This is a genomic window from Brevundimonas sp. (genome assembly GCF_965278935.1).
Lineage (GTDB): Bacteria > Pseudomonadota > Alphaproteobacteria > Caulobacterales > Caulobacteraceae > Brevundimonas.
On the sequence record NZ_OZ257124.1, the window covers coordinates 2,428,128 to 2,452,852 of the forward strand.

General features: G+C 65.7%; 23 protein-coding genes and 2 tRNA genes. 9 read left to right on the top strand and 16 right to left on the bottom strand.

Annotation, left to right across the window (positions count from 1 at the left end; translation table 11 throughout):
• Positions 1-5 precede the first annotated feature (5 nt).
• The 4 genes from ACQY68_RS12230 to ACQY68_RS12245 form a co-directional block, all read right to left on the bottom strand.
• On the bottom strand, positions 6-335 hold the full coding sequence (locus ACQY68_RS12230; RefSeq protein WP_428149703.1) for a hypothetical protein: 330 nt from the start codon (positions 333-335) through the stop codon (positions 6-8).
• Entirely contained in the window at positions 332-535 is a 204-nt protein-coding gene (locus ACQY68_RS12235) for a helix-turn-helix transcriptional regulator (RefSeq protein WP_428149704.1), read from the bottom strand. Before ACQY68_RS12235 ends, ACQY68_RS12230 begins: the two co-directional genes overlap by 4 nt.
• Positions 536-707: 172 nt before the next feature.
• Positions 708-1,610 (bottom strand): hypothetical protein, encoded by a 903-nt coding sequence (locus ACQY68_RS12240; RefSeq protein ID WP_428149705.1) that lies wholly within the window; start codon positions 1,608-1,610, stop codon positions 708-710.
• Entirely contained in the window at positions 1,610-1,813 is a 204-nt protein-coding gene (locus ACQY68_RS12245; protein WP_428149706.1) for a helix-turn-helix domain-containing protein, read from the bottom strand. The genes ACQY68_RS12240 and ACQY68_RS12245 overlap by 1 nt, the downstream gene beginning before the upstream one ends.
• Positions 1,814-1,956: 143 nt before the next feature.
• On the opposite strand from ACQY68_RS12245, the gene ACQY68_RS12250 reads away from it, so the two are divergent.
• Together ACQY68_RS12250 and ACQY68_RS12255 are read left to right on the top strand one after the other, a co-directional pair.
• Complete coding sequence (locus ACQY68_RS12250; RefSeq protein WP_428149707.1) at positions 1,957-2,223, top strand: hypothetical protein; 267 nt, start codon at positions 1,957-1,959, stop codon at positions 2,221-2,223.
• A 77-nt stretch (positions 2,224-2,300) separates the two neighbouring features.
• Complete coding sequence (locus tag ACQY68_RS12255; protein ID WP_428149708.1) at positions 2,301-2,879, top strand: hypothetical protein; 579 nt, start codon at positions 2,301-2,303, stop codon at positions 2,877-2,879.
• Positions 2,880-4,089: 1,210 nt separating this feature from the next.
• On the opposite strand, the gene ACQY68_RS12260 is transcribed toward ACQY68_RS12255, so the two are convergent.
• Both ACQY68_RS12260 and lon read right to left on the bottom strand, forming a co-directional pair.
• Positions 4,090-4,166, bottom strand: a tRNA-Val gene (locus tag ACQY68_RS12260).
• A gap of 99 nt (positions 4,167-4,265) precedes the next feature.
• A complete protein-coding gene (gene lon / locus ACQY68_RS12265; protein ID WP_428149709.1) occupies positions 4,266-6,668 on the bottom strand; it encodes an endopeptidase La in 2,403 nt (800 codons plus the stop codon).
• Positions 6,669-7,030: 362 nt separating this feature from the next.
• Here lon and ACQY68_RS12270 point away from each other — a divergent pair, with 362 nt between their 5' ends.
• Positions 7,031-7,375, top strand: coding sequence for a hypothetical protein (locus ACQY68_RS12270; RefSeq protein ID WP_428149710.1), 345 nt, complete (start codon positions 7,031-7,033; stop codon positions 7,373-7,375).
• 69 nt (positions 7,376-7,444) lie between these two features.
• Here the strand turns inward: ACQY68_RS12270 and clpX are convergent, their stop codons facing one another.
• Positions 7,445-8,710: an ATP-dependent Clp protease ATP-binding subunit ClpX gene (gene clpX / locus ACQY68_RS12275; protein ID WP_428149711.1), complete on the bottom strand. Its 1,266-nt coding sequence runs from the start codon at positions 8,708-8,710 to the stop codon at positions 7,445-7,447.
• 186 nt (positions 8,711-8,896) lie between these two features.
• Between clpX and ACQY68_RS12280 the strand changes: the two genes are divergently transcribed.
• On the top strand, positions 8,897-9,547 hold the full coding sequence (locus tag ACQY68_RS12280; RefSeq protein ID WP_428149712.1) for an HAD-IB family hydrolase: 651 nt from the start codon (positions 8,897-8,899) through the stop codon (positions 9,545-9,547).
• Here the strand turns inward: ACQY68_RS12280 and ACQY68_RS12285 are convergent.
• The 4 genes from ACQY68_RS12285 to tig form a co-directional block, all read right to left on the bottom strand.
• Positions 9,544-9,864, bottom strand: a complete 321-nt coding sequence (locus ACQY68_RS12285; protein WP_428149713.1) for a hypothetical protein — start codon at positions 9,862-9,864, stop codon at positions 9,544-9,546. The two genes, ACQY68_RS12280 and ACQY68_RS12285, sit on opposite strands and share 4 nt — an antisense overlap.
• Positions 9,865-9,938: 74 nt before the next feature.
• The gene (locus ACQY68_RS12290; protein WP_428149714.1) at positions 9,939-10,580 is read right to left on the bottom strand and encodes an ATP-dependent Clp protease proteolytic subunit; all 642 of its coding nucleotides are present in this window, start codon (positions 10,578-10,580) and stop codon (positions 9,939-9,941) included.
• Positions 10,581-10,686: 106 nt separating this feature from the next.
• Positions 10,687-11,607 (bottom strand): hypothetical protein, encoded by a 921-nt coding sequence (locus ACQY68_RS12295; protein ID WP_428149715.1) that lies wholly within the window; start codon positions 11,605-11,607, stop codon positions 10,687-10,689.
• Between the two features lie 227 nt (positions 11,608-11,834).
• Positions 11,835-13,178 (bottom strand): trigger factor, encoded by a 1,344-nt coding sequence (tig, locus tag ACQY68_RS12300; RefSeq protein ID WP_428149716.1) that lies wholly within the window; start codon positions 13,176-13,178, stop codon positions 11,835-11,837.
• Between the two features lie 179 nt (positions 13,179-13,357).
• On the opposite strand from tig, the gene ACQY68_RS12305 reads away from it, so the two are divergent.
• Positions 13,358-14,071, top strand: coding sequence for an MBL fold metallo-hydrolase (locus tag ACQY68_RS12305; RefSeq protein ID WP_428149717.1), 714 nt, complete (start codon positions 13,358-13,360; stop codon positions 14,069-14,071).
• Positions 14,072-14,075: 4 nt separating this feature from the next.
• On the opposite strand, the gene ACQY68_RS12310 is transcribed toward ACQY68_RS12305, so the two are convergent.
• A complete protein-coding gene (locus tag ACQY68_RS12310) occupies positions 14,076-14,369 on the bottom strand; it encodes a glycine zipper domain-containing protein (RefSeq protein ID WP_428149718.1) in 294 nt (97 codons plus the stop codon).
• A gap of 341 nt (positions 14,370-14,710) precedes the next feature.
• Here ACQY68_RS12310 and ACQY68_RS12315 point away from each other — a divergent pair, with 341 nt between their 5' ends.
• Positions 14,711-14,941, top strand: a complete 231-nt coding sequence (locus ACQY68_RS12315; protein ID WP_428149719.1) for a general stress protein — start codon at positions 14,711-14,713, stop codon at positions 14,939-14,941.
• A gap of 311 nt (positions 14,942-15,252) precedes the next feature.
• Here ACQY68_RS12315 and egtB read toward each other — a convergent pair whose 3' ends face one another.
• Both egtB and ACQY68_RS12325 read right to left on the bottom strand, forming a co-directional pair.
• Complete coding sequence (gene egtB, locus ACQY68_RS12320) at positions 15,253-17,409, bottom strand: ergothioneine biosynthesis protein EgtB (RefSeq protein WP_428149720.1); 2,157 nt, start codon at positions 17,407-17,409, stop codon at positions 15,253-15,255.
• A gap of 169 nt (positions 17,410-17,578) precedes the next feature.
• Positions 17,579-17,670 (bottom strand) — tRNA-Ser (locus ACQY68_RS12325).
• Between the two features lie 166 nt (positions 17,671-17,836).
• Here ACQY68_RS12325 and ACQY68_RS12330 point away from each other — a divergent pair.
• Complete coding sequence (locus tag ACQY68_RS12330; protein WP_428149721.1) at positions 17,837-18,142, top strand: SCP2 sterol-binding domain-containing protein; 306 nt, start codon at positions 17,837-17,839, stop codon at positions 18,140-18,142.
• A gap of 80 nt (positions 18,143-18,222) precedes the next feature.
• Positions 18,223-19,437: an acyl-CoA dehydrogenase family protein gene (locus ACQY68_RS12335; protein WP_428149722.1), complete on the top strand. Its 1,215-nt coding sequence runs from the start codon at positions 18,223-18,225 to the stop codon at positions 19,435-19,437.
• A gap of 64 nt (positions 19,438-19,501) precedes the next feature.
• Here the strand turns inward: ACQY68_RS12335 and ACQY68_RS12340 are convergent, their stop codons facing one another.
• On the bottom strand, positions 19,502-21,349 hold the full coding sequence (locus tag ACQY68_RS12340; protein ID WP_428149723.1) for an AMP-binding protein: 1,848 nt from the start codon (positions 21,347-21,349) through the stop codon (positions 19,502-19,504).
• Positions 21,350-21,477: 128 nt separating this feature from the next.
• Between ACQY68_RS12340 and ACQY68_RS12345 the strand changes: the two genes are divergently transcribed.
• Positions 21,478-22,434, top strand: a complete 957-nt coding sequence (locus tag ACQY68_RS12345) for a winged helix-turn-helix transcriptional regulator (protein ID WP_428149724.1) — start codon at positions 21,478-21,480, stop codon at positions 22,432-22,434.
• Between the two features lie 6 nt (positions 22,435-22,440).
• On the opposite strand, the gene ACQY68_RS12350 is transcribed toward ACQY68_RS12345, so the two are convergent.
• Complete coding sequence (locus ACQY68_RS12350; protein ID WP_428149725.1) at positions 22,441-24,642, bottom strand: TonB-dependent receptor; 2,202 nt, start codon at positions 24,640-24,642, stop codon at positions 22,441-22,443.
• Positions 24,643-24,725 lie beyond the last annotated feature (83 nt).

Genomic DNA, 24,725 nt, shown 5'->3' on the forward strand with positions numbered 1-24,725 from the left:
GGAGGTCAGGAGCGGGTGTCGAAAGGATCGATGCCGAGACTTTCGGCCAGCCTGATCGCTGCTTCGCGTTGGGGCACAGCGGCGACGAAGGCGGCGAGGCTGACCAGGTCACCACCGCGATCCGAGGTGGCGAAATCGCCCCACTTCCCGGTTATCAGGTTGACCTTGAAGCTTCCCGGCTTGCGGTCGTTGCGCAGGGGATTGCGAGCGACCCATTCCGCGCCGTCGCGGCGACCCTCGGGTAGAAGGCCGCGCACCACGGCATCCGATTGACGAAGTGCTGCAGCGTTCACCCGATCGAAGTCGATGCGCCGGAACTTGGTGGCGTCGCTCATGCCGTTGCGCCGTATTCCGAGGTTGAGCCGGCAGCTCCTGCCTTGGCCCAAGACTCCAGATCTTCCAGACGATAGCGGATCGACCGTCCTAGGCGCACGAACTTCGGGCCGCAGCCCGTCAGGCGCGCCTTGTTGAGGAAGCTTTCTGAGACCTTCGCCCATCGGGCGGCCTCGGATACGGTGTAGAGCTCGGATGGCATGGCATGTCCCTGTCCAAACAGGTCCAAGTCGGGCCTGCGAACCGAGAAGTGCTCACGACTTTTCGGGATATTCGCCCTCAACACCCACGCTCAGGGCACCGCCTTTGCACCGCTCAGCGAACCATTCATCCGCCGCTGAGCCGAACATGGGAACGCCGTTCCCATGGCCACCTCAGCCCGCTGGAGGGGTCTGTTGAGCGTCGGTCGGGCGGTTGATCAAGCCGTTCGTAGCCCACCGTGGAAGGAGGGTTTTCGCCAAGTATAGGATGTCAGGCGGATCGGCGGGACCTTCGTCAAAACCCCGCTCGTCCCATAGATCCCACACCATTGCGGCCAGCGCGGAATAGGAGATTGGCTTGGGTCTTAGAGGCTCCGCATCGATCAGCCCTTGCACCCAGACAATCGTCGGCTGATGCCACGTGTCCGCTGCAGCCTTGATTTGGTCGCCTCTCGCTTTGCCTCCAGCGCGCTTCTGCCGGGAGATATCGAGGCCTGCTTTGGCCGCCTCTTCGAACTTCCGCTTGAGCTCCCAGATCGCGAGGGCGCGCCCCACGTGATAGGCCGTGCCCAGATGCAGCGCCATTTTCTGGGCTAGTTCGCTGTCCGTCTGGCCAACGTCCTGGATAAAGCCCTCGATCATCACAACGCCGAGAAATGCGGAGTCAATTTCCTTCGGCTCCACCACCCCGGTGGGGAACGGGTCGTCATCGGTCTTCAGCCCATCCCAGAGGCCTTTGATGTCGTCAGTGTTCAGTGTCCGGCGCAGGGCGTCTTGGAAGGTCTCCAAGGTATCAAGCGACTTGTCATCCGCGCGGCGGAAGAAGAGCGGGAACGGGAATGTCTGCCTTTCTTCGCCAGGGCGCTCTGTGGCGACAAAAACCATAAGCGTCTCGGTTCGGTCGAAGAGATCGCCAGATTCAGACAGCTCGACACTATCGACCAAAACAGCCTTGCCCGGCTCCGCGCTAAAGCCAGATCGCTGGACCCAGCCTACCAGGCGCGGGTCGTCGGTTCCCGTCAGCACCACGCTCACCCGGCCGCCGTCGTCCGCATCAGGCTCACCGTACTCAGGCATCAGCGCTCTCTTTCGGCACGGAACGCGAGAAGCGCGCCCGTCCTGGCATCATCAGCGACGATCTCGACGCCCTGAGCGGCGAAGGCCGCCACGATCTTCTCAGCCGTGGCGTCGCGGGCGGGAGTTCCGGCTTCAAGCCGGTTCACCGTCGTCCATGCAACGCCGCTGTGTTCGGCTAAGTCCCGCATCGACCATTTGAGCAAGGCTCTCGCCGCCCGGCACGCCTCCGGTGTCACTGGCATGGCATCTCACTCCATCTATCGCTGCGATAGAGGATACAAGTGTATCAATCTAATTGACAAGGAATGAACATTACGCATACAAGTGTATGCGTAGGGAGATGATGATGACCACCACCACCGAAACCCGTCGAAGCGTTATGAAAGTCGCATGGAGCCTCTTCCGCGAGGCCGCCAGATCCGAAGACGCACGGAGTTTTGCCGACGCGCTGGCCGGAGCGTGGCGCTGGGTGAAGAAACTGGCGAAGAGGCGCCCCACGCGGTCGCGCGGAGCATTCTTCGTTCGGAGTCCGATCGCCCGGCGATACGGACCGGCTGCCTATGTCGGCGGTCGCGCTAGCCCGGCCTATCTGGCTTCGCGGATGGGTGCGTGAGCATGGCCCGGACCTTGCCGACCAAGGCTCCGGCCGGACCCTCCCGGCGTCGATCCGACCCAAACGGAGACTCCTCAATGACCGCAGCTGTCGCTTTCCTCCCAAAAACCCCCGACGCGGCCCGACGCCAGATCTCCGACGAGTCGTGCGTGGTGGCGGCCCTGGCTGATGAAGCCGCAGACCTGGTCGCGGCGTGGAGAGGTCTAAACGACGCGATCCGGCCTCGTCGGTCGTCGGGGTCTTGGGTGGGTCTCGCGGCCGCCCTCGGCGAAGCGGAGCCGGACGAGCGTGAGGAAGAGATCAGCGCCGGCGCGGTCGTTACTGAGATCAGCGAACGCCTAGCCGCAATCCGAGGGATCGCCCTCCATCGTCGCGCGACCAGTTCGAAAGGTGCGGCGTTTCAGGCCTTGGTGATGAACCTTGACGCCTCCGATTTGCTCTGCACAGCGCTGGAGGCCAACCCTTCGGCGGAAGACCGCGACCGTCTGCAAAAGAACAGCCACCAACTTGAGCGCGGATTGGTGTCGATCATCCATCAACTCGCGACAGCGGGCGGCGGTCTGCCGACGCATCTGGTCGAGCACTACATGATGGCGGCCAAGGACCAGCCCTCAACGCACGTCGAAAGAGCCGTTCAGCATTTCGCCCAAGGTTAGGGCTAACTTCACCGCCACGACAAACGAGCGCCGTTCGTTGCGTCCAGCCCGCCGGCTCGTCACCGGCGGGCCTTTCCATTTTTCTCAGTGGTCCGCCGACCCACCGGACGTAGCCCGGCTGATCTTTGACGCCCGCCGGGCCTTGGGTCCCCGCCCCATAAAAATCCTGGCGCATTAGGTCAGATCACAGTTGCGGAGACCAAGTTCGATCAGCCGGCCCGCGCCGCTATCCGCGTCGCGGACTGAGGCCAGCGACCGGCCGATCCCCTGGGGAGAAGGGGGCCACACTTGCGCGAGATTTTTGGGGTGGACGGGGTGGGATCGTGCCGAACCCGAAGACCGTCGCCGCCCAAGGATAGGTTCACGGCATGAACCGAGTTCCCACCCGTCCCCATCGCGCGAGCCCAAGTGGGGACGGTCGATGCCCCTAGATAAGAGATATAAAACAAAGAGATAGAAGGGCGGTTCCCACCGGCCCCCACCGCCCCCACCGGGTCTCGACTTCACTAAGTCTTCACTGGGTTCAAAATCATTGAACAGGCTGAACTAGCGCGAAGTCGCGCTCTGCCCCACCGCATAGAGGCCGCCCCCCTGGAAAGGACCCGCGCTCTTGGCCAAACGCCTACCGCGCGCAAGTGGAGCCGCCCCCGCCCCCAGCGTGGCACGGCATCCGAGGCCCCGTCGCCGAGGCCTAATTGGGCGACGCGGCTCGCGTCGAGCGACTGTTGGAAGGGCCGACAGACGCCGTTCTGCGTGCGATAGCTGTCTACGCGCTCGCTTCGCGCGACGGTCAGCCAGGAGATTGAACGGTGATCAGCGTCTCAGACATTATCAAAGCCCTTCAGGAGATCCCGGTCTGGAAAAAGGTCGCCGCGCTCCCTGATCGCGTGGACTCTCTGGAGCGACGCCTCGCGGCCCTCGAAGCCAGCCGGCAGGCGACTCCATCGGCCGGCGCTTGCAGGTTCTGTCACGGCCCTCTGCGCGTGACGGATGAGAAGCCCGATCCCATCTTTGGCGACCTTGGACGCAAGGAGCTAACTTTGGAGTGCCAGAACCCCAGCTGCGGAAGGGTCACGACACGGTCCGTCGATGACTGAGGATCAAAGGGCGAAATCAGACGCTCAGGTATCTATTTGGTATCTGGCGGCCTAGGCGCTCCCTCCACCCCGGAGGGACGACATTCTAATCATCTGTTTATAATAAAGAAAAGTGGTAGGCGGCGACGGGTTCGAACCGCCGACCCTCTCGGTGTAAACGAGATGCTCTGACCAGCTGAGCTAGCCGCCCTCACCACGGACGCGGGTTGTGCCCTCCCCCGGGCCTCGGTTCAAGTCGCTTCCGCCCAAAGAAAAACCTCCCCGCCGGTGGGCGGGGAGGCTGTTCAGGTCAGTGGCTGACGACGGTCGATCCATCGGCGGCCGGAGGAGCCTGCGGAGCCGGGTTCAGCGGCTCGGCCACCTCGTCCCACTCCACCGCGGTCAAGGAACCGGTCAGGGCCCACTTCAGCGCCTCGTCGGCCGTCGAGATCGGGATGATCTCAAGCGCGCCCTTCACGTTGTCAGGCACGTCGGCGAGGTCCTTCTCGTTCTCCTGCGGGATCAGCACGGTTTTGACGCCGGAACGCAGGGCCGCGAGCAGCTTTTCCTTCAGGCCGCCGATGGCGGTGACGCGGCCCCGCAGGGTGATCTCGCCGGTCATGGCGATATCCTTCCGGATCGGCACGCCGGTCAGGACCGACACCATGGCCACAGTCATGGCGACGCCGGCGGACGGACCGTCCTTGGGCGTGGCACCGTCCGGCACATGGACGTGGATGTCGGTCTTCTCGAAAACCGGCGGCTTGACGCCGAAGCTGAGCGAGCGCGCCCGGACGTAGGAGGCGGCGGCGGAAATGGATTCCTTCATCACCTCCTTCAGGTTACCGGTGACGGTCATGCGACCGCGGCCCGGCATCTTGATCGCCTCGATGGTCAGGATGTCGCCGCCGAACTCGGTCCAGGCCAGACCGGTGACGATGCCGACCTGATCCTCCTCGTCGGTCTCGCCATAGCGGAACTTCTTCACCCCGGCGTACTCGGCCAGCTTGGCCTCGTCGACGGTGATGGAGAGCAGGTTCTGCTTGGACATCTCGCGCACGGCCTTGCGGGCCAGGCCGCCCAGAGCCCGTTCAAGCGACCGCACGCCGGCTTCGCGGGTGTAGTAGCGGATCAGGTTGCGGATCTGCTCGTCGGGCACCACGAACTCGGCCGGTGTCAGGCCGTTGTCGGAGGTGACCTTGGGCAGGACGTGACGCTTGGCGATCTCGACCTTCTCATCCTCGGTGTAGCCGCTGACCCGGATGATCTCCATCCGGTCGATCAGGGGCTGAGGCATGTTCAGGCTGTTGGCCGTGGTGACGAACATGATGTTCGACAGGTCGTAGTCGACCTCCAGATAGTGGTCGCCGAACGCATTGTTCTGCGCCGGATCCAGCACCTCCAGCAGGGCCGAGGACGGATCCCCACGCCAGTCGGCGCCCAGCTTGTCGATTTCGTCCAGCAGAATGAAGGCGTTCGTCGTCTTCACCTTCTTCATCGACTGGATGATCTTGCCCGGCATCGAGCCGATGTAGGTCCGGCGGTGACCGCGGATCTCGGCCTCGTCGCGCATGCCGCCCAGGGACATGCGGACATATTCACGCCCGGTCGCCTTGGCGATCGACTTGGCCAGCGAGGTCTTGCCGACGCCCGGAGGGCCGACGAGGCACAGGATCGGACCCTTCAGGCTGTTGGTGCGCGCCTGCACCGCCAGATACTCGATGATCCGTTCCTTGACCTTCTCGAGGCCGTAGTGATCCTCCTCGAGGATGGCTTCGGCCTTGTTCAGATCGATCGGCTTCTGCTTGGTCTTTCCCCACGGAATGGACAGCAGCCAGTCGAGGTAGTTCCGCACGACCGTCGACTCGGCCGACATCGGGCTCATGTTGCGCAGCTTCTTGACCTCGGCCTCGGCCTTGGTGCGGGCCTCCTTGGACAGGCGCGTCTTACGGATCCGCTTCTCCAGTTCCATAATCTCGTCGCGCGCGTCGTCGGTCTCGCCCAGCTCGCGCTGGATCGCCTTCATCTGCTCGTTCAGATAATATTCGCGCTGGGTCTTCTCCATCTGACGCTTCACGCGCGAGCGGATCTTCTTCTCGACCTGCAGGACGCTGATCTCGCCCTCCATCAGGCCATAGACCTTCTCCAGCCGCTGCGGCACGGCGATGGTTTCCAGCAGGCTCTGTTTGTCGGCGATCTTGACCGACAGGTGGGCGGCGACGCTGTCGGCCAGCTTCGACGCATCGGTGATCTGGGGAATGGAGCTGAGGGCCTCGGGCGGCACCTTCTTGTTCAGCTTCACATAGCTCTCGAACTGCTCGACCACGGCGCGCAACAGGGCCTCGGCCTGGGACGGTTCGCCCAGGTCGTCCTCGATCTCGACGGCCTCGGCCTCGAAATACTCCTCCCGGTCGGTGAAGCGGGTCAGACGGGCGCGACCCTTGCCCTCGACCAGAACCTTCACGGTGCCGTCGGGCAGTTTCAGCAGTTGCAGCACGGTGGCGAGAACGCCGACCGGATAGATGGCGTCCGGCGACGGGTCGTCGTCGACACTGTTCTTCTGGGTGGCCAGCAGGATCTGCTTTTCACCCTTCATGATCTCGTCGAGCGCCCGCACGGATTTCTCGCGCCCTACGAAGAGCGGCACGATCATGTGGGGGAAGACGACGATGTCCCGCAGGGGCAGGACGGGCAGAATTTTACTCTCGGACATAGTGCGCTCCTGGACCTTCGATCATCTCCGGCCCGCCTGCCCCTGACGCCCCGCGATATGCAGCGACACCCTGGAGAGGCCCGTCGATTCCGACGGCGTTCGTGTGAGTATGTGGCCCCTTGGCCCCGCGGTTCAAGCGTCGCCACGGGACGATGCACAGGCGCGCGTACAGGCGGCCAAGCTGCACGATGCGTGTCCATGGGAGGCCAGGCGGGTACAGATCGACCCCCTAGAGCGAGAATTGCGACAGGGATGGCCATTCAGCCTCTGTGTCCGCCGCGCCGCAACATCATCCGTGATCGGCAACCGAAGCCAACCGTGGCCGTTGGCATCGCAACAATAACCATGATTGGGAGGCTTTCTTGTACAGGATCATCACTCTGGCCGCCGCAGCATCCCTGCTGACGCTGGCCGCCTGCGACCGCAACGCCGAGACCGCTCCGGCCATCGATGACGCGACGGCTGCCAACGCCGACGCAATCGCAGCCGACAGCGCGGGCTCCGATGCCTCGACCAGCGCGCCCGCCGCTCCGTCTGGCGCGACCGCCGCCGACGCGACCAGCCGTTCCGAGACCATGACGTCCGCTGAGTCCGGCACGGCCAGCCCCACCGGAGCCGGCGTCGGCTCGGTCACCGACGAAACCCGCGCCAACGCCCAGCGGGCGGCCGAGGAAACGAACCTGCATCCCAAGCCGCCGATGAACTGATCCATCGGACAAAGAAAAAGGGGCGGAGCCGCGAAGGCCCCGCCCCTGTTCTTATGCCTGGGTCCCGCCTTACGCGGCGCCGTCGGCCGTTTTCTTCTTCTCGGCATAGATCAGCAGGGGCTGGGCCTTGCCCTCGATGACCTCGGCGTTGACGACGACTTCCTCGACGCCCTCGAAGGTGGGCAGTTCGAACATCGTCTCCAGCAGGATGCCTTCCAGGATGGAACGCAGGCCGCGGGCGCCGGTCTTGCGCGTGATGGCCTTCTTGGCGATCGCGTTCAGCGCGTCGTCGGTGAAGGTCAGGTTGACGTTCTCCATCTCGAACAGGCGCTTGTACTGTTTGACCAGGGCGTTCTTCGGCTCGGTCAGGATGGTGACCAGGGCCGTTTCGTCCAGGTCCTCCAGCGTCGCCAGGACGGGCAGACGGCCGATGAACTCCGGGATCAGGCCGAAACGCATCAGGTCGTCGGGCTCGACGCCCTTGAGGATGTCGCCGGTGCGGCGCTCATCGACGTTCGACACCTTGGCGCCGAAGCCGATCGAGGCCCCTGCCCCGCGCGCCGAGATCACCTTCTCCAGACCGGCGAAGGCGCCGCCGACGATGAACAGGATGTTGGCGGTGTCGACCTGCAGGAACTCTTGCTGAGGATGCTTGCGGCCGCCCTGAGGGGGCACGGAGGCGACGGTGCCTTCCATGATCTTCAGCAGGGCCTGCTGCACGCCCTCGCCCGAGACGTCGCGGGTGATCGAGGGATTGTCGGACTTGCGCGAAATCTTGTCGATCTCGTCGATGTAGACGATGCCGCGCTGGGCCCGCTCGACGTTGTAGTCGGACGCCTGGAGCAGCTTCAGGATGATGTTCTCGACATCCTCGCCCACGTAACCGGCTTCGGTCAGGGTCGTCGCGTCGGCCATGGTGAACGGCACGTCGATGATGCGGGCCAGCGTCTGGGCCAGCAGCGTCTTGCCCGAGCCCGTGGGCCCGATCAGCATGATGTTGGACTTGGCCAGCTCGACGTCGTTGTTCTTCGTCGCGTGGTTCAGACGCTTGTAGTGGTTGTGGACCGCGACCGAGAGGACCTTCTTGGCGTGGTTCTGGCCGATCACGTAATCGTCGAGGACTTCGCGGATCTCCTTCGGAGTCGGGACGCCGTCCTTGGACTTCACGAAGCCGATCTTGTGCTCTTCGCGGATGATATCCATGCACAGTTCGACGCATTCATCGCAGATGAACACCGTCGGTCCGGCGATGAGCTTGCGCACCTCGTGCTGGCTCTTGCCGCAGAAGCTGCAATAGAGCGTCGACTTGGCGTCGGTGCCGGCTGCTTTGGTCATAGACCCTTCTCACTCTCGCGCCGTTCTGGGAGACGGACGCGCTTTCCCCGCGTTGATTCCACCACTATGGACGCGAAGATATTCAAAAAATGACAATCAACCATCCGAACGTCCGCCACAAGCCCGCCGAAGACCGGCGAAGCGCGACTGACGTGGACTGTTCAGGCTGGATGGAGATCACGGCGAATGGGTGACATGGGCGCCACGGCGGGCTTTCGCCAGTCCGACGATCCCTCGCGGCCGATCGTCGCGTTCGATTTCGACGGCACTCTGACAGTCCGCGACAGCTTCACCCAGTTCCTGCGCTGGCGGGCCGGCGCAGGCGGCTGGGCGCTGGGCCTGGTCAGGATGGGCAAGGCCACGGCGGCCTATGCGCGGGATCGCGACCGGGGAGCGATCAAGGCCGCCTCGGTGAAGGTTTTCCTGAAAGGCGTGACCCGCGCCGAGCTTGAGACCGATGCCGCCCGGTTCGCCGATGCGACCTGGGACGGGTTCATGCGGCCCGACGCGCTGAAGGTGTGGGAGGACTGGGGACGCAGGGGCGCTCATCGCGTGATCGTGACCGCCTCGCCGGAAATCACGGTGGCCCCGTTCGCGCGTCGGCTGGGGGCGGAGGGTCTTCTGGGCACCCATCTGACGTTCGACGCCGACGACCGGATCACCGGCGCCTTTTCCAGCCCCAACTGTCGCGGCGAAGAGAAGGTGCGGCGTCTGCACGAGGCTTTCGGCGCCGATCTCAAGCTGGCGGCGGCCTATGGCGATACGTCGGGCGACACCGAGATGCTGGCCATCGCGGACCAGCCGGGCTTCCGCGTCTTCCGCCAGCGCCCTGGCTAGTTGCCGTCAGCGTCCACGTCGAAGACGACGACCTTGCCGCGCGAGGTCGGGTCCCAACCGGCGGCGATGGCCGAGGCGACGGCGTTCTTCACGGCGTCGATACTGATCCGCTGACGCTCGAAATTAGGCGTGCCGTTGGCCCTCATCGCCATCGGAAACAGGACGATGGCCTCACGCTGGCCCTCGACCAGCTTCAGGGCGATGCCGATGCCGTCCCAGTTGTTGCCGGTCGTCCGCTGCGGCTGGCGGCGGACCTCCCATTCGTAGTCTTCGCCGTCGACCTGGACGACGCCTTTGAGGTCTCGCGTGTGCTGCATGGGCGCCTGATAGCACAAACGAAAAGGGCGCGCCGATCCCGGCGCGCCCTTCACTGGTCATTGATCTGCGTCGATCAGACGGTCTTGATGCCGTCGGCTTCGGCCTCGGTGCGCTTGTCGTAGACGTGGTCGACGATGCCCCAGGCCTTGGACTCTTCGGCGGTCATGAAGTGGTCACGGTCCAGGGTGCGCTCGACCTCTTCGTAAGTCCTGCCCGTGTGGTGGACGTAGATTTCGTTCAGGCGACGCTTGGTGGCGATGATGTCCTCGGCGTGACGCTCGATGTCCGAGGCCGTGCCGCGGAACCCGCCCGAGGGCTGGTGCACCATGACGCGGGCGTTCGGCAGGGCGATGCGCTGGCCCGCCTCACCGGCCGTCAGGATCAGCGAGCCGGCCGAGGCCGCCATGCCCATGACCACCGTCGAGACCGGCGACTTGATGTATTGCATGGTGTCGTAGATCGCGAGCGCGGAGGTCACCTGACCGCCGGGGCTGTTGATGTACATGCTGATTTCCTTCTTCGGGTTCTCCGATTCCAGGAACAGCAACTGGGCGCAGATCAGGCTGGCCATGCCGTCCTCGAACGGGCCGGTCAGGAAGATGATCCGTTCGCGCAGCAGGCGCGAGAAGATGTCGAACGCCCGCTCGCCACGGCTGGACTGCTCCACCACCATGGGAACGAGGTTCGAGGAAATGTAGTCGATCGGGTCGCGCATGGGATCTCGCTGATGCAGGAGGCCCGCGACTCAGGTCGGTCGCGGTTCCGCTCTCATATTGCGGTCCGGCGCAAGCGATACAAGCCGGGCCGCGCCGGAAAGCCGGTCAGTCGTCGCCGGCCGCCTGGCTCGCGCGGATGCCTCGCGCCACATCGGTCGCGACCGAACGCGTCAGCGCGTCCGGATTGATGCGGTCAGGATGAGTCGAATACAGGGCCTGGAGGTAGCCCATATCCCAGTCCGTCAGACCCGACGGAGCGCCGGAGCCGTTGAACAGGTTCATGATCGTGTCGTAGCCCGCCGTCTGGGCATCCGCATCAATCTGCGCGAGGGCGACCAGGGCGACGTAGTCGGTCAGTTGCTGGAAGTCGCTGTCGCCCAGCTTGGTGACGTCGATGACGATGACGACGCGGCTGAGGTCGTCACGGATCTGGCTGTTGAGGCGCGAGGCGGCGAAGACGTTGATGACCGGGGCCGACGGCTGGCCGTCAGGGCCGGTCTGCCCCGGAAGACGGATGGCCAGACGCCCGGTTTCCGAATCGACCGGCAGGCTCGTGTGCCACCAGCGAACGGCACGATCGGAGGTCTGGAAGTCGCGAAGCGCCCGACTCCCCGCGTCGGTCTGATGGCTGCTCAGGTTGAAGCTCGCGCTCCGACGATTGACCATCGCCGTCGCCAGAGCGGGGCCGTCGTCCGTCGCGATGATCACGACCCGAGGGCTGCATCCCGGTTCGCCTGGTGTCAGTCCGACCCCGGCGGCCACATCTGAAATCCGGTCGACCATCGCCTGGGCATGGGCGGCGGGCAGGTTGACCACGCCGACGCACAGCTCGCCCCGCCAGCGCGCGAGGCCGCGACGGGCGGCGGGACGCGAGATTTCGGAAACGAAGTCCCCGACCAGGTCATCCAACGGCCGACCGTTGACGACGATGTCCGCGACCCTGGCTTCGTCCTGGGCTGGCGCAGAGGCCACTGGCGCCGCCTGCAATGCAGCCAGCACCGCGACAAGACCGAACGAAATCGCCATGAGACACCCGGCTCTGAAGTGGTCCTCCCGACGGGACCGAACTCTCGTTAAACGGGCGTTGACGGCAATCTTGAGGCCAAACCTGTCAGCAATCCAACAGGTGTGAGACGCAGTGAAACACACGTCCCGAGGCGCTCAAGGCACAGGTCCCGAAACGCAACATCGCGCCGGCGAGGACGCCGGCGCGATGCGGAAACTCGAAGATGCCGCCCGTGGGCCGACAGGGATTACTCCTCGTCGTCTTCCTTCAGCAGCTCTTCCTTGGTGATCGGCTTGTCGGTCACCTTGGCCTGGTCGAAGATCAGGTCGACGACCTTTTCCTCATAGATCGGGGCGCGCATCTGGGCGGCGGCGTTCGGGTTCTGGCGGTAGAAGTCCAGCACCATACGCTCCTGGCCCGGATAGTTGCGGGCTTCGGCCATGATCGCCTGGTTCAGTTCCTGATCCGTGACGCCGACGTTGTTGGTGCGGCCGATCTCGGCGAGCACCAGACCCAGGCGCACGCGACGCTCGGCGATCTTGCGGTACTCTTCCTTGAGCTTCTTGTCGGACTTCTTGGCGTCTTCCGGCGTCAGGTTGCCGGCTTCCTTGTCGGCCTCGACCTGTTTCCAGATGCCGTCGAATTCAGCCTCGACCATCTTGGGCGGCAGGTCGAAGGAGTGGGCGGTGTCCAGCTGGTCCAGCAGGGCGCGCTTCAGCTTGAAGCGGGCGGCGCCGACGTATTGCTGGTTCAGGTTCTGACGCAGCAGCTCCTTCAGCTTGTCCAGCGACTCCAGGCCGATTCGCTTGGCGAACTCGTCGTCGACCACGCTCTCGGCTTCGGCCTTGATGGCCTTCACCTTGATGTCGAAGGTGGCCAGCTTGCCAGCCAGATTGGCGGCTTGGTACTGCTCGGGGAAGGTGACCTCGATGGTCTTTTCGTCGCCGACCTTGGCGCCCTTCAGCTGCTCTTCGAATCCCGGGATGAAGCGGTTCGAGCCGATGACCAGGTCGGCGTCCTCGGCCGTGCCGCCGTCGAAGGCGACGCCGTCCAGCTTGCCGAGGTAGTCGATGGTGACCTGGTCGCCGTCGGCGGCCTTCACGGCCTTGCCCTTCTTGTCTTCGTAGGACTTGGCCTGACCGGCCAGTTCCTTCAGCGCCTCGTCGAGGTCCTCGTCCGAAGCTTCATAGACTGGGCGGTCGAGCTTCAGGGTCTTGGGATCGACCGGGGTGAAGTCGGGCATGACCTCCAGCGACATTTCGTAGGCGAGGTCGTCCGAACCGGCCAGGACCTTGTCCATGTCCGAGGTCAGCTTCATGTCGGCCGGGGCGGCGGGGCGCACCTTGATCTCGTCCAGGGCGGCCTGGCTGGTCTCGTTGATCGTGTCGTTGACGATCTCGCCCATCATGTCGCGGCCGAAGGTCTTCTTGACGTGCGAGGTCGGGACCTTGCCGGGGCGGAAGCCCTTCAGCTTCATCTTCGGCGCCATCTCGGCCAGCTTGGCGTCCAGCTTGGCGTTCAGTTCGGCGACCGGCACGGTCACGGTGATGACGCGGCTCAGGCCTTCGGTGGTGTTTTGGACGACTTGCATGGGACGTATCTGACGCTCTGTGGCGGCGCCGGGCGTCGGCGCGCGCGAAGATGGGGAAAAGCAGAAAGGGCCGCCCCATCCGGAGCGGCGCCTCGAAGCCCGCCCTTATGATGAGATGGGCCCCAAAGGTCAACGCGGACCCTGTTTCGCCAGAGGCGGAGGCTCGCTATGTCGGTGGAATGACCCAGTCTGCTTCTTCGGCCCCCTCCCCCGTCGGCGTCTTCGTGACCCCGGTGACGCCCTTGCAACAGAACTGCACCACGGTCTGGTGCACGGCGACAATGAAGGCCGCTGTGATCGATCCGGGCGGTTCGGTCGATCAGATCATCGGCGAGATCGCCCGACGCGGCCTGACGCTGGACCAGATCTGGATCACTCACGGCCACCTCGACCATGCGGCAGGCGCGGCGGAGATGGCCGAAAAGTCGGGGGCGCCGATCATAGGGCCGCACCCCGAGGACCAGTTCTGGATCGCCGACCTGCCCGAGCACGGCCAGCGCTGGGGCATTCCGGACGCCCGCACTTTCGTCCCGACCCGCTGGCTGGGCGACGGCGACACCGTAACGCTGGGCGAGACGACCTGGGAGGTCGCGCATTGTCCGGGCCACACGCCGGGACATGTGATCTTCTTCAACCGCGCCGCCCGCTTCGCCCAGGTCGGAGACGTCCTGTTCAAGGGTTCGGTCGGGCGCACCGACTTCCCGCGCAGCGACGCGGACGCCCTGATCCGGTCGGTGGTGACCAAGCTATGGCCGCTCGGCGACGACGTGACCTTCGTGCCGGGCCACGGGCCAATCTCGACCTTCGGGGAGGAGCGGCGGACCAATCCCTATGTGTCCGACTCGGCGGTGGCCCGGACGCCGCTGGTCAGGCCGGCGACAGGCCCCGCCTGACGCCTCAGCGGCGCAGCAGCAGACCGATCAGCAGGCCGACGCCGAGCGCATAGGCCGTCGCCTTGAGCGGCTTGTCCTCGATCTTCGTGCGCGCAAGGAAGGCGCGTTCGCGAGCCCAGTCGCGTCCAGTCTCCAGATCGGAGCGGAGAGCCTGACGCACACCCGTCTCGCGGGCGAATGTGCGGGCCTCGGCATCGGCCATCCAGCGGTCGCCGGCGCGGTCCAGGCGAGCGCGCTGCTCGTTGGTGTCATCGACGATGTCTTCGGCGCTCAGGGCGGTCGGGTTGATGTCGGTCATGGCGGGCTCCTGCCGGGCTTGTGATCAGGTCGATTGAACCCGGGCGACGGTCGGCGGTTCCGTTCTGTGAAGCCCAATCCGGGCCGTGAGATCACATGATGACCGACCCGACGCCCCAGCCCGAAATCACCCCGCCCATGACGCCTTCGCCACAGCCGGAAATCGACCCGGCGGGTACGCCATACGAGGTCCCGCCGCAGCCCGGCGACAACGATGGAGAGGTCGAAAGACCAGGCGCTGATTGATTCGCACACTGTTGAAATCGCGGACGTTCGGAACCGCCGACCGCCTTTGGGGTTCTCTCTGCAACCGCCAGCATAATAGTCGAAAGGGAGCCTCGCATGGCCCAAGGTCAGCCCAACCGTCCCTCCGGTGTCTCCAAACGGGGCTTCGCCTCGATGGACCCCGAGCGACAGCGCGAGATCGCCCGAAAGGGCGGCGCCAGCGTCCCCAGCGAGAAGCGCAGCTTCTCCCAGGATCGCGGTCTGGCCGCCCAGGCCGGTCGCAAGGGCGGTGAAGCCTCGCACGGCTCCCGTCGCCCGGAAGACAACGTCGAAGGTCAGGCCGAGTAGGTCAGAGCCTCGAAAACAACGAAGGGCGGCCGGTGCAAACCGGCCGCCCTTTTTGATTGCCGGCTCGCCCCGAGCCGACGGGTCTTCAGGGGCTCGTCCCTCAAAAGCACCCTGACGAAACGGACGAAGATCCGGTGGGCGCCCTCTCCGCGAACTGAAGTGTTCAACTTGACCCCGTGCCAGACCAAGGCGTGTCCGGAACACGCCAATGCCCGCTACGACTGGCCAGATCGGGATTTCGACGTCGAACAGACAGATTTGCTCGACGTCTTCTGACGAGCGGTCCGGACGCGCCCATCTGCGGCGAAGCGTCAGGCCGCGAGCAGAACCAAGGCCACGGACGGATCCGGGCTCTGCTCGAAAGACACCACCCGCCAGCCCGCCGCCTCGGCCATCATTGTCACGGAGGCCTCGGTGAACTTGCGGGAGCTTTCGGTATGGATGGTTTCGTCGGCCGCGAACTGGATCACGGCCCCGCCGATGTGGACCTCCATGTCCCGGGTCGCCCGCAAGTGCATCTCCATCCGCGACTTCTCGACGTTCCAGACGGCCAGGTGATCGAAGCCGTCGAGGTCGAAATCGGCTCCCAGTTCGCGGTTGGCGCGGACCAGCAGATTCCTGTTGAAGGCCGCCGTCACGCCCTGTGCGTCGTCGTAGGCGGCGACCAGCACCGAAGGATCCTTCACCAGGTCGACGCCGAGGATGAACAGCGACGAAGGTCCAAGCCGGTCGCGCGCATTGGCCAGGAAGGCCACGGCCTGATCCGGCTCCAGATTGCCGATCGTCGACCCCGGGAAGAAGCCGACCCGACGCCCGCGACCCAGCTCCGGCAGGGGCGCGAGGTTGAGAAAGTCGCCGACCATCGGCGCGACCTCCATGTGGGGATAGGCCTCGGCGATGCTCGCGGCGGCCGCGTTCAGGGCGTCCGGGCTGATATCGATGGGGACATAGGCCTGCAGGGTCGTGGCGGAATCCAGCAGGATGCGGGTCTTCTCGCTGGCCCCCGAGCCGAACTCGACCAGGACGGCGTCGTCGCCGAAATGCGCCGTCAGGGCAGGCGCCATGGTCCTCAGAAGGCCAGCCTCCTGCCGCGTCGGATAGTATTCCGGCAGGCGGGTGATGTCCTCGAACAGGTCCGAGCCTGCGGCGTCATAGAACCACTTCGGCGACACGGACTTTTGCGGCCGCGACAGGCCGGCGACCAGTTCGGCCCGGAAGCGCGCGGTCTCCAGATCCTCGATCCATGCGCGTTCGCCGGCCGGGGCGTCCGACGCGAGCCTCAGACCCATGAAGGCCCAGCGTTGATGCGGATAGAAGAAGTTGCGGTAGGTGGCGCGGGAGTGACCGGCGGGCGTGGCGAACGAACCGCCGCGCAGGACCCGCTGATTGGCCATGAATTTCCCGTTGTACTCCGACGCCGTCCCATCGGTCGGCTGGAACCCCGGATAGGGGGAATAGGCGCTCGCTGTGTGCTGCCACACCTCGCCGAACAGGTTCGAGAAGACGTCCGGAGCCGTCGCGACCGCGCTCTCCCACTCCACCTCTGTCGGTATCCGCTTGCCGGCCCAGTGCGCATAGGCGTCGGCTTCATAGGCGCTGATGTGTCGAACCGGCGCTTCGGGATCGACCATCGCACGACCGGCGAGACCCAGGACGGTCCATTCGCCGCCGTCCTGCCGCCAGTAGAGCGGCGCGTCCCATCCCCCGGCCTTCACCACGGCCCAGCCGTCGGCCAGCCACAGTTCCGGGCGTCCATAGCCGCCGTCTTCCATGAACGCGAGCCACTGGCCGTTGGTGACCAGGTCGTGATCCAGCAGGAAAGGCTCCAGCCACTCCCGATGGCGAGGTCCCTCGTTGTCGAAGGCGAATCCCGGGCCGTCGTGGCCGATGTCGACGAGCCCGCCCTCGAAGCGCGTCTGGCCGCCGCGCGACGACTGCAACGGCCCGCCCGGACGCGGCTCGACCGCGTAGGCCGCCGGATCGAGCGGCGAACGCGACATCAGGTTCAGCATGTCCATCAGGAACAGCTCCTGATGCTGCTGGTCGTGTTGGAGGCCGAGGACGAACAGATACTCCTCGAGACCGTTGAAGCCTCGCCCGATCCGCCCGGCCATGCGCCGGTCGATCTCGGCGCGATAGGCGAGGACCTCCTCGATCGACGGCCGGGTCATCAGGCCCCGCTCATGGCGTTCCACCCGTCGGCCCAGGCTTTCGTAGTAGGAGTTGAACAGCTGCTGCAGGCGCGGATCGACCGGCTCGTAGCCCGGTTCGGCCGCCAGGATCATGGCCTCGAAGAACCAGCTCGTATGGGCCAGATGCCATTTGCCGGGGCTGGCGTCCGGCATCGACTGGGCGGCCAGATCCTCCGCCGAGAGCCCTGCCGCGAGTGCGGGCATGGCCGCGCGGACGGAACGGTAGCGGCCCTGATCATCCGCCCCGAGGGAGGCGGCTCGCGCGGATGCTTTCATCGGACAGGCTCCAGCGGCGCGAGACAGTCCCCGTGGTCATCCGCGTCTGGCCTAACACATCTGTTCCGGGTTCGTTGCCTGCAAGGGTCGGCGCCGCGTCGGGGCGCTCGCCTGCCGCCACCGTGGTGTCAGCAGGCCGAGGCAAGCAGATCCGAAATGTCGGAAAGTCTGGCGGAGACGGAGGGATTCGAACCCTCGATACCCCTTACAGGGTATGACGATTTAGCAAACCGTTGCCTTCAGCCACTCGGCCACGTCTCCGGCAGGCAGGCTCGATAGCGGAGGCGGCGACGCGGCGCAATCCGCCGTTTCGGAATGTTGTGATCCGGCGCCGACCGATCCGGGGCCGCAGTTTCCCCGACGTGATCTTGTGAGGCGACCCACGGAGGGATAGGGCTTCGGCTCCACCTTCTCAGGGAGACGCTCCATGGCCGATCTGGCTCAAGTGACCGAACACATCCGCGGCGCCGTCGGCGACAACTCCGGTCTGGGCAAGACCGTGAAGATCGACTTGGGCGACACCGGCAAGATCTTCATCGACGGCGCTTCGGTTCCGAACACCGTCACCAACGACGACAAGCCCGCCGACACCACCGTGACCGTGTCGTGGGACGACTTCATCGCCATGTCCGAAGGCAAGCTGGACGGCATGATGGCCTTCATGCAGGGCAAGCTGAAGATCGCCGGCGACATGATGATCGCCCAGAAGCTGATCCCGCTGCTGAAGCGCTAGTGGTCGGCTAACAAAAGTTATACGTCACGACGGCGCGGTCCCTGCGGATCGCGCCGTTCGCATATCGGGAGGAAGACACCATGGACTTCAAGCACAGCGATCGCGCCCTTCATTGGCAGGAACGGGTCAACCGCTTCCTCGACGACAAGGTCCTGCCGCGCGCCGCCGACTACTGGGCCGACATCCACCGCGACCACACGGTCCAGTCCCCGACCATGGAGGCCCTGAAGGCCGAGGCGCGCGACGCGGGTCTGTGGAACATGTTCCTGCCCGGCGATCACGGTGCGGGCCTGACCAATCTGGAGTACGCGCCGCTGGCGGAGGCCATGGGCCGCGCGGGGCTGTGGACGCCCGAGGTGTTCAACTGCAACGCCCCCGACACCGGCAATATGGAGGTGCTCCATATGTACGGGAACGCGGCCCAGCAGGAGCGGTGGCTCAAGCCGCTGATGGCGGGCGAATTGCGCTCTGCCTTCCTGATGACGGAGCCGGCCGTGGCCTCGTCGGACGCCACAAACATCCAGACCTCGATCGTGCGCGACGGCGACGAGTATGTGATCAACGGCCGCAAATGGTGGTCGACCAACATGGGCCATCCGAACGTCGGCATCTCCATCGTGATGGGCAAGACCGACACCGGCGCCGCGACCCATCAGCAGCAGTCCCAGATCCTCGTGCCGACGAATACGCCGGGCTTCCGCGTCGAGCGGATGCTGACGGTGTTCGGATACGACGAGCGCCCGATCGGCCACGCCGAGGTCGTTCTCGACAACGTCCGGGTGCCGGTCGAGAACCTGATCGCGGGCGAGGGCCGCGGCTTCGAGATCGCCCAGGGCCGCCTCGGGCCGGGCCGTATCCACCACTGCATGCGCGTGATCGGCGCGGCCGAGAAGGCGCTGGAGCTGATGTGCGAGCGCCTGCTGAACCGCACCGCCTTCCGCAAACAGCTGGCCGAGCATTCGGTGTGGGAACAGCGCGTGGGCGAGGCGCGCACCAATATCGAGATGTGCCGCCTGATGGTGCTGAAGGCCGCCTGGATGATGGACAACGGCGGTGCCAAGAACGCCAAGTCCGAGATCGCCCAGATCAAGGTCGCCGCGCCTCGCATGGCGCTGCAGATCATCGACGACGCCATCCAGGCGTTCGGCGGCGCCGGGGTCTCGGGCGATACGCCTCTGGCCGAAATGTACGCCACGGTGCGCACCCTGCGTCTCGCAGACGGCCCGGACGAAGTGCACAATCGCACGATCGCGCGGATAGAATACTCGAAGCACGGCGGTCGCCCGGTTCGCTAGACCTGCGCTTCGCCCCCGCGTGTTGCGCGGGGGCGAAGACCGGCGCGCATCGAACGCGACGTCGCTACCCGGACAGGGTCTCTGACGGCGCGATACATCCGGGTCCGTCGGCGAAGAGCGATGCGACGCTGTCAGCCCGTCGCCGCAGGACCATGCGGCGGTTGATCGACCCCTTGTCCGAAACTTCGTGCGCCTCCGGGTCCGGAGGGTCGGTCAGGAACAGCAGGCGGGCAATGCGGCTGGACTGGCCCGGGTTTTCGCGATTGTGCGAGGCCAGGGCCTGGGCGACGGCGGCGCGGATGGCTGCGTCGTCGGTGTCGGTCCCGCCGGTCAATCTGCGCACCCCTTCCGGATCGCTCCAGGCGAGGACGGCGACCTCGGCCTCCCCGTCGCCGCAGATTACGACTTCGCGGACGATCCCGGCCAGACGACCCAGCAGGGAATCGCGCAACCGCCCGGCGGTGACGAAGGTGCCGTTCAGCAGCTTGAACTGTTCGGCGCGGCGGCCGGCGAAAAACATCCCGCCTTCGGGCCGGTCGCGGTCGTGGAAGTCGGCGAGATCCTCCATGCGCAGAAACCCCTCCTCGTCGAAAACGGCGGCGGTCTGGTCCGCGTCGGCGAAATATCCGGGCGTGGCTGAGGGCGCCTTGACCCGCACCTCATAGACCCCGTCGCACGGCACCAGCTTGAACGACGCGCCCGAGACCGGCAGGCCGATGCCGACCCGGGTGTCCTCCCACCAGGTGTAGCTGATCGCCGAGCCCGTCTCGGTCGAGCCGTACCCGGAGACGAAGACGAACCTCTGGCCCGTGGCGCGGACGGCGATCCGCTGCAGCCGGTCGTGCAGGGCCTGGGGCAGGCCCGCCCCGCCGAACAGCATGGCGCGCAGTTCGGTGAAGAAGCGGCGGGCGAAATCGTCGTCGGCCTCCAGCGCATCGGCCAGCATGGCGTAGCCGTTCGGCATGGTGCCGTAGTATCGAAGCGGGATCTCCTTCAGGTTCCGGATTGTCTCGTCGAACCGGCCCGGCATGGGCCGCCCGTCGTCGATATAGAGAGCCCCGCCCAGACAGGTGATGTTGGTCATCAGCGACGACCCGGCGATGTGGCTCCACGGCAGCCAGTCCAGCGCCTGACGATCCCAGGCGAAGGCGTCGCCCATGGCCTGAAAGCCCGAATGGGTGTTGCCGGTCGCCATGGCCATGGTGTGGATCACCGCCTTGGGCCGTCCGGTCGAGCCGGAGGTCAGCAGATAACGGGCCGGCTTCGTCGGATCGAGGGCGGCGACGTGCGCGGACAGATCAGGCGCCGGAAAGCCGACGGCCTCCTTCCAGTTGACGGCGTCTGGAATCCCGGGCGCCGCGGCGAGAGTGATGGCGTCGGGAGGCGCCACGGCGGCGACGGCGGGGGCGAAAGGCGCGCCCTGTTCGGCGAAGATCAGCCCGGGTTCGATCAGGTCGACGACGTGGCGCAGCCGCTCGAAGTCGGTGGACAGAAGCGAATAGTTGACACTGACCGAGGTGACCGGGACGCCTGCAACCATGCCCGCGAACATCAGGACCGCATGATTCAGGGAGTTCTCCGACAGGATGAGGATCGGCCGTTCGGCGCTCACCCCGCGATCCATGAGCCAGGCGGCGACCGAGGCGACACGCGCCCTGCCCTCGCCGTAGGTCAGCCGGGTCCAGTCGCGACCCGGACCCTCGCGCCGGGCCAGCCAAAGCTTGTCCGGCGTGGCGTCGGCATGCCGCCAGAAGGCGGCGAGGAGGTTGGGATCATAGGGCTTCAGCGGCGCCTTGCCCGAGACGATGATCACGCCGTCCGGGCGACGTTCGATGTCGACTCCCACCTCCCCGAACCGAACCGGGCGGCAGGGGGCGGCGGTCAGGTCGATGGTGGAAAGTGCGTCCGTCATGGCACGATCCTAGGCCCGGCAAAGTCACTTGCAAATCGAGATTTATCGAACGGCGACGCAGGGCGCGATCTGGTGCTAGGATCGACTCGACCCGGCGCAGATCGGGTTGAAGACAAAGACCAATCCGCGTGACGCTTCCTTCCACCCGCGACCTGATCATGGGCAATCCCGTGGCCCGCGCCTTCGCCGTGACCGGCGACGCCTGGACCCAGTTGATCCTGCGGGAGGCCTTCTATGGCGCGCGGCGCTTCTCCCAGTGGCGCGACCGGCTGGGCATGCCTCGCAGCGTCCTGACCGACCGGTTGAACCGGCTGACGGCGGCCGGCCTGCTCGAACAGCGCGAGGCCAGGGGCTCGGCGACGCGGATGGAATACCGGCTGACCGAGATGGGGCTCGACATGTTCGGGGTCGCGATCATGCAAGGCCAGTGGGAGCGGAAATGGGCGCGCTCTCCGCTGCAGGAACGCTACGCCATGGCCTTCTACGACCGCGAGACCGGGGCCCGGATCGAGCCGGCGGTCTTCGATCACGAAGACGGTCGCCCTCTCGAAATGCATCATGTGCGCTGGGAGGCGGGCGAGGGTCTGACCCCGATCGCGCCGCCGACCTCGCGTCGTCGCCGGACCCAGCCGATCGAGACCGACAGGGCCATCATCGACCGGTCGACCGATATCATGGGCGACTACTGGAGCTGGGCCGTGCTGGCCGCCGCCTTTTTCCGTCTGCGCCGGTTCGACGAGATCCACGAGGCGCTGGGCGTAGCGACCAACATCCTGGCCGACCGCCTGAAGACGATGGTGCTGCAGGGGGTGCTGGAGAAGCGGCTGTATCAGAAGGCGCCGCCGCGGTTCGAGTACCGGCTGACCGAGGCGGGCCGCGACCTCTATCCGATGATCATGGCCATGCACGGCTGGTCGGAACGCTGGCTGTGCCCGGACGGGTCGCCGCTGCGTCTGGTCGAGACTGACACCAACGAGCCGATCTCGGCGGTGGTTTGCGATCTGACGACGGGCAGGAAGATCGATCCGCGCGCCATCCGCTGGGAGGTGGAGGCGGCGGCGCCGGTCGAAACCAGCGCCGCCTGACCCGGATCAGAAGCTGCGGCTGATCGTCATGCCGTAAGAGCGCGGCGGGCCGAAGACGCTGAAGCCCACGCCCACATTCTTGATGATGTGCTGCTGGTATTCCTCGTCGCCGAGGTTCTTGCCGTAGACGGCGACCTTCACCCCGTTGGCGGCCTCCCAGGACGCGTAGGCGCCGACAAGGCTGTGCGCCGGCGAACGGACTTCGGGGTTGTTCGACGGGTCGAAGAAGAAGTCGTCCGTCCATTGATAGTCGACGCGGGCCGCCAGTTCGCCGCCCCACATGTCCCACTCGCCGTCGGCGTACAGGGTGTACTGGCTATCAGGCGAACGCGGCAGGGTCAGGCCGTTGTAGAGCAGTGTCAGGGCGCCGGACTGGGCGTTCGAGGTGAACTTGGCGTCCAGCGATGTGTAGGACCCGCCGATGGTCAGGTTGTTGGTGACCGCGAAGGCGCTTTCGATCTCGTAGCCGTTGACCTCGGCCTGGGCGTTGGACGTGACCAGTGTCAGGCCCAGCAGCTCGTAGACCTGCAGGTCGTCGTACTCGAGCTTGAAGGCGGCGGCGTTGAAGCGCAGCCGGCCGTCCATGATCGTCGACTTAAGCCCGAGCTCGTAGTTGTCGAGCAGCTCGGAGCGTAGCGGCGTGCCGGCCTGGACGCCCGTCTGGGCCCCCGACGGGAAGGAGCCCGCCTTGTAGCCCCGGTCGTAGGAGGCATAGAGGCGCACATTGTCGAACGGCTCGACCGCCAGGGCCACCTTCCACGTCGGCTCCTCGAATGAGGCCTCGGCGCGGATGTTATAGGGCGAGCCGCCCGGCCCGAGCGGGATGCCCGGAGGCGGATTGGCGCCGGCCTCGTTGTCCAGCGCGATCTGGTGGATTTCGCGCTCGTCATGCGTCCAGCGAGCGCCAAGCGTCAGCTCCCAAATGCTGGCGAAGGGAATCGTCGCCTGGCCGAAGGCGGCATAGCTGGTGTTCTGGGCCGATTGCAGGAACTCGGTATCGCCGCCGAACGAAGCGGGGGCGATCGGCAGGGCGGCCTGAACGATGAAGCGTTCGTCGCGGTCCACATCCTCGCTGAAATAGTAGACTCCGGCGACCCAGCTGATCGGCGAATCCGGTTTCGACACCAGCCGCAATTCCTGGCTGAACTGGGACGCATTTTCCGAGGCCCGGTCGTCGACCAGCAGCGGGAAGGCCGGGAACGGCAGCCCGCCCAGATTGTCGCGCCAGCTGTATTCGTTGTCACGATACGAGGTCAGCGACACGAAATCGAAGGCCTCGGCCTCATAGCCGGCGCGGACCGTGGCGCCCCAGTTGTCGCGGTCCTGATAGTTGTCCGCCGAAGAGAAGCTCTGGCGCACGTCAAGGCCGGCCCGCAGGCCGTTGATCAGGGTGACGAAGGCGGGCGCGGTACCTGTGGCCGTAACCGGGATACGGGCGTGGCCGTCCATCCGGTCGCGGGACACATCGACCGAGCCTTCCAGGGACCAGGGCCCGGACTGGGTCATCATCGACAGGCGCGCGCCATACTGGCGACCGCCCTCCAGGCCGCGCCCGCTCGGCACGTTCTCGGCATAGCCGTCGTTGGAGTTGACGCGCACGGCCAGGCGGGCGGCCGAGTTCTCGCCCATCATGCGGTTGATCACCGCCTCGCCGCCCCATTCGTTGAAGCTGCCGTAGCGCAGGAGCGCCATGGTCGTGTCTTCGAGCTGGGGCTTGCGGGTGTAGACGTTCAGCGCACCGCCCGAGGCGTTGCGGCCGTACAGGGTCCCTTGGGGTCCGCGCAGGATCTCGACCCGCTCGATATCCAGGAAGGCCAGGGAGCTGGCGCCCGCACGGCCGATGGACACTTCGTCAATGGACACGCCAATGGACGGGTCGCTGGCGGCCGAGTCGCTCGTCGTGCCGACGCCGCGGATATAGAGCTGCGGCTCGCCGATGTTGAACTGGGTCAGCGTCACGCCCGGCGCCTTGGACGCGACGTCCTGAATGCCCTGGGCCGCCGTGCGCTCCAGCGTCTCGGCGTTGAAGGCGGTGATGGCGATCGGCACGTCCTGCAGCGACTGTTCGCGACGCTGGGCCGTGACGATGATGTCGTCGAGCGAGGCGGTGTCGTCCTGAGGCGCCGATTGTGCGTAGGCCGGAACTGAGAGGCCGGCGGCCAGGATCAGCACGGCGGCGGACGCGGTCTTCCTGATGATGGTCTTCATATGGTTGCCCTTCCCATGATTGGCTTCCTGTTTCCCGGAAGCTCTGCCGAGAGGCTTGCGCCAACAGACCATATTTGCAAGTC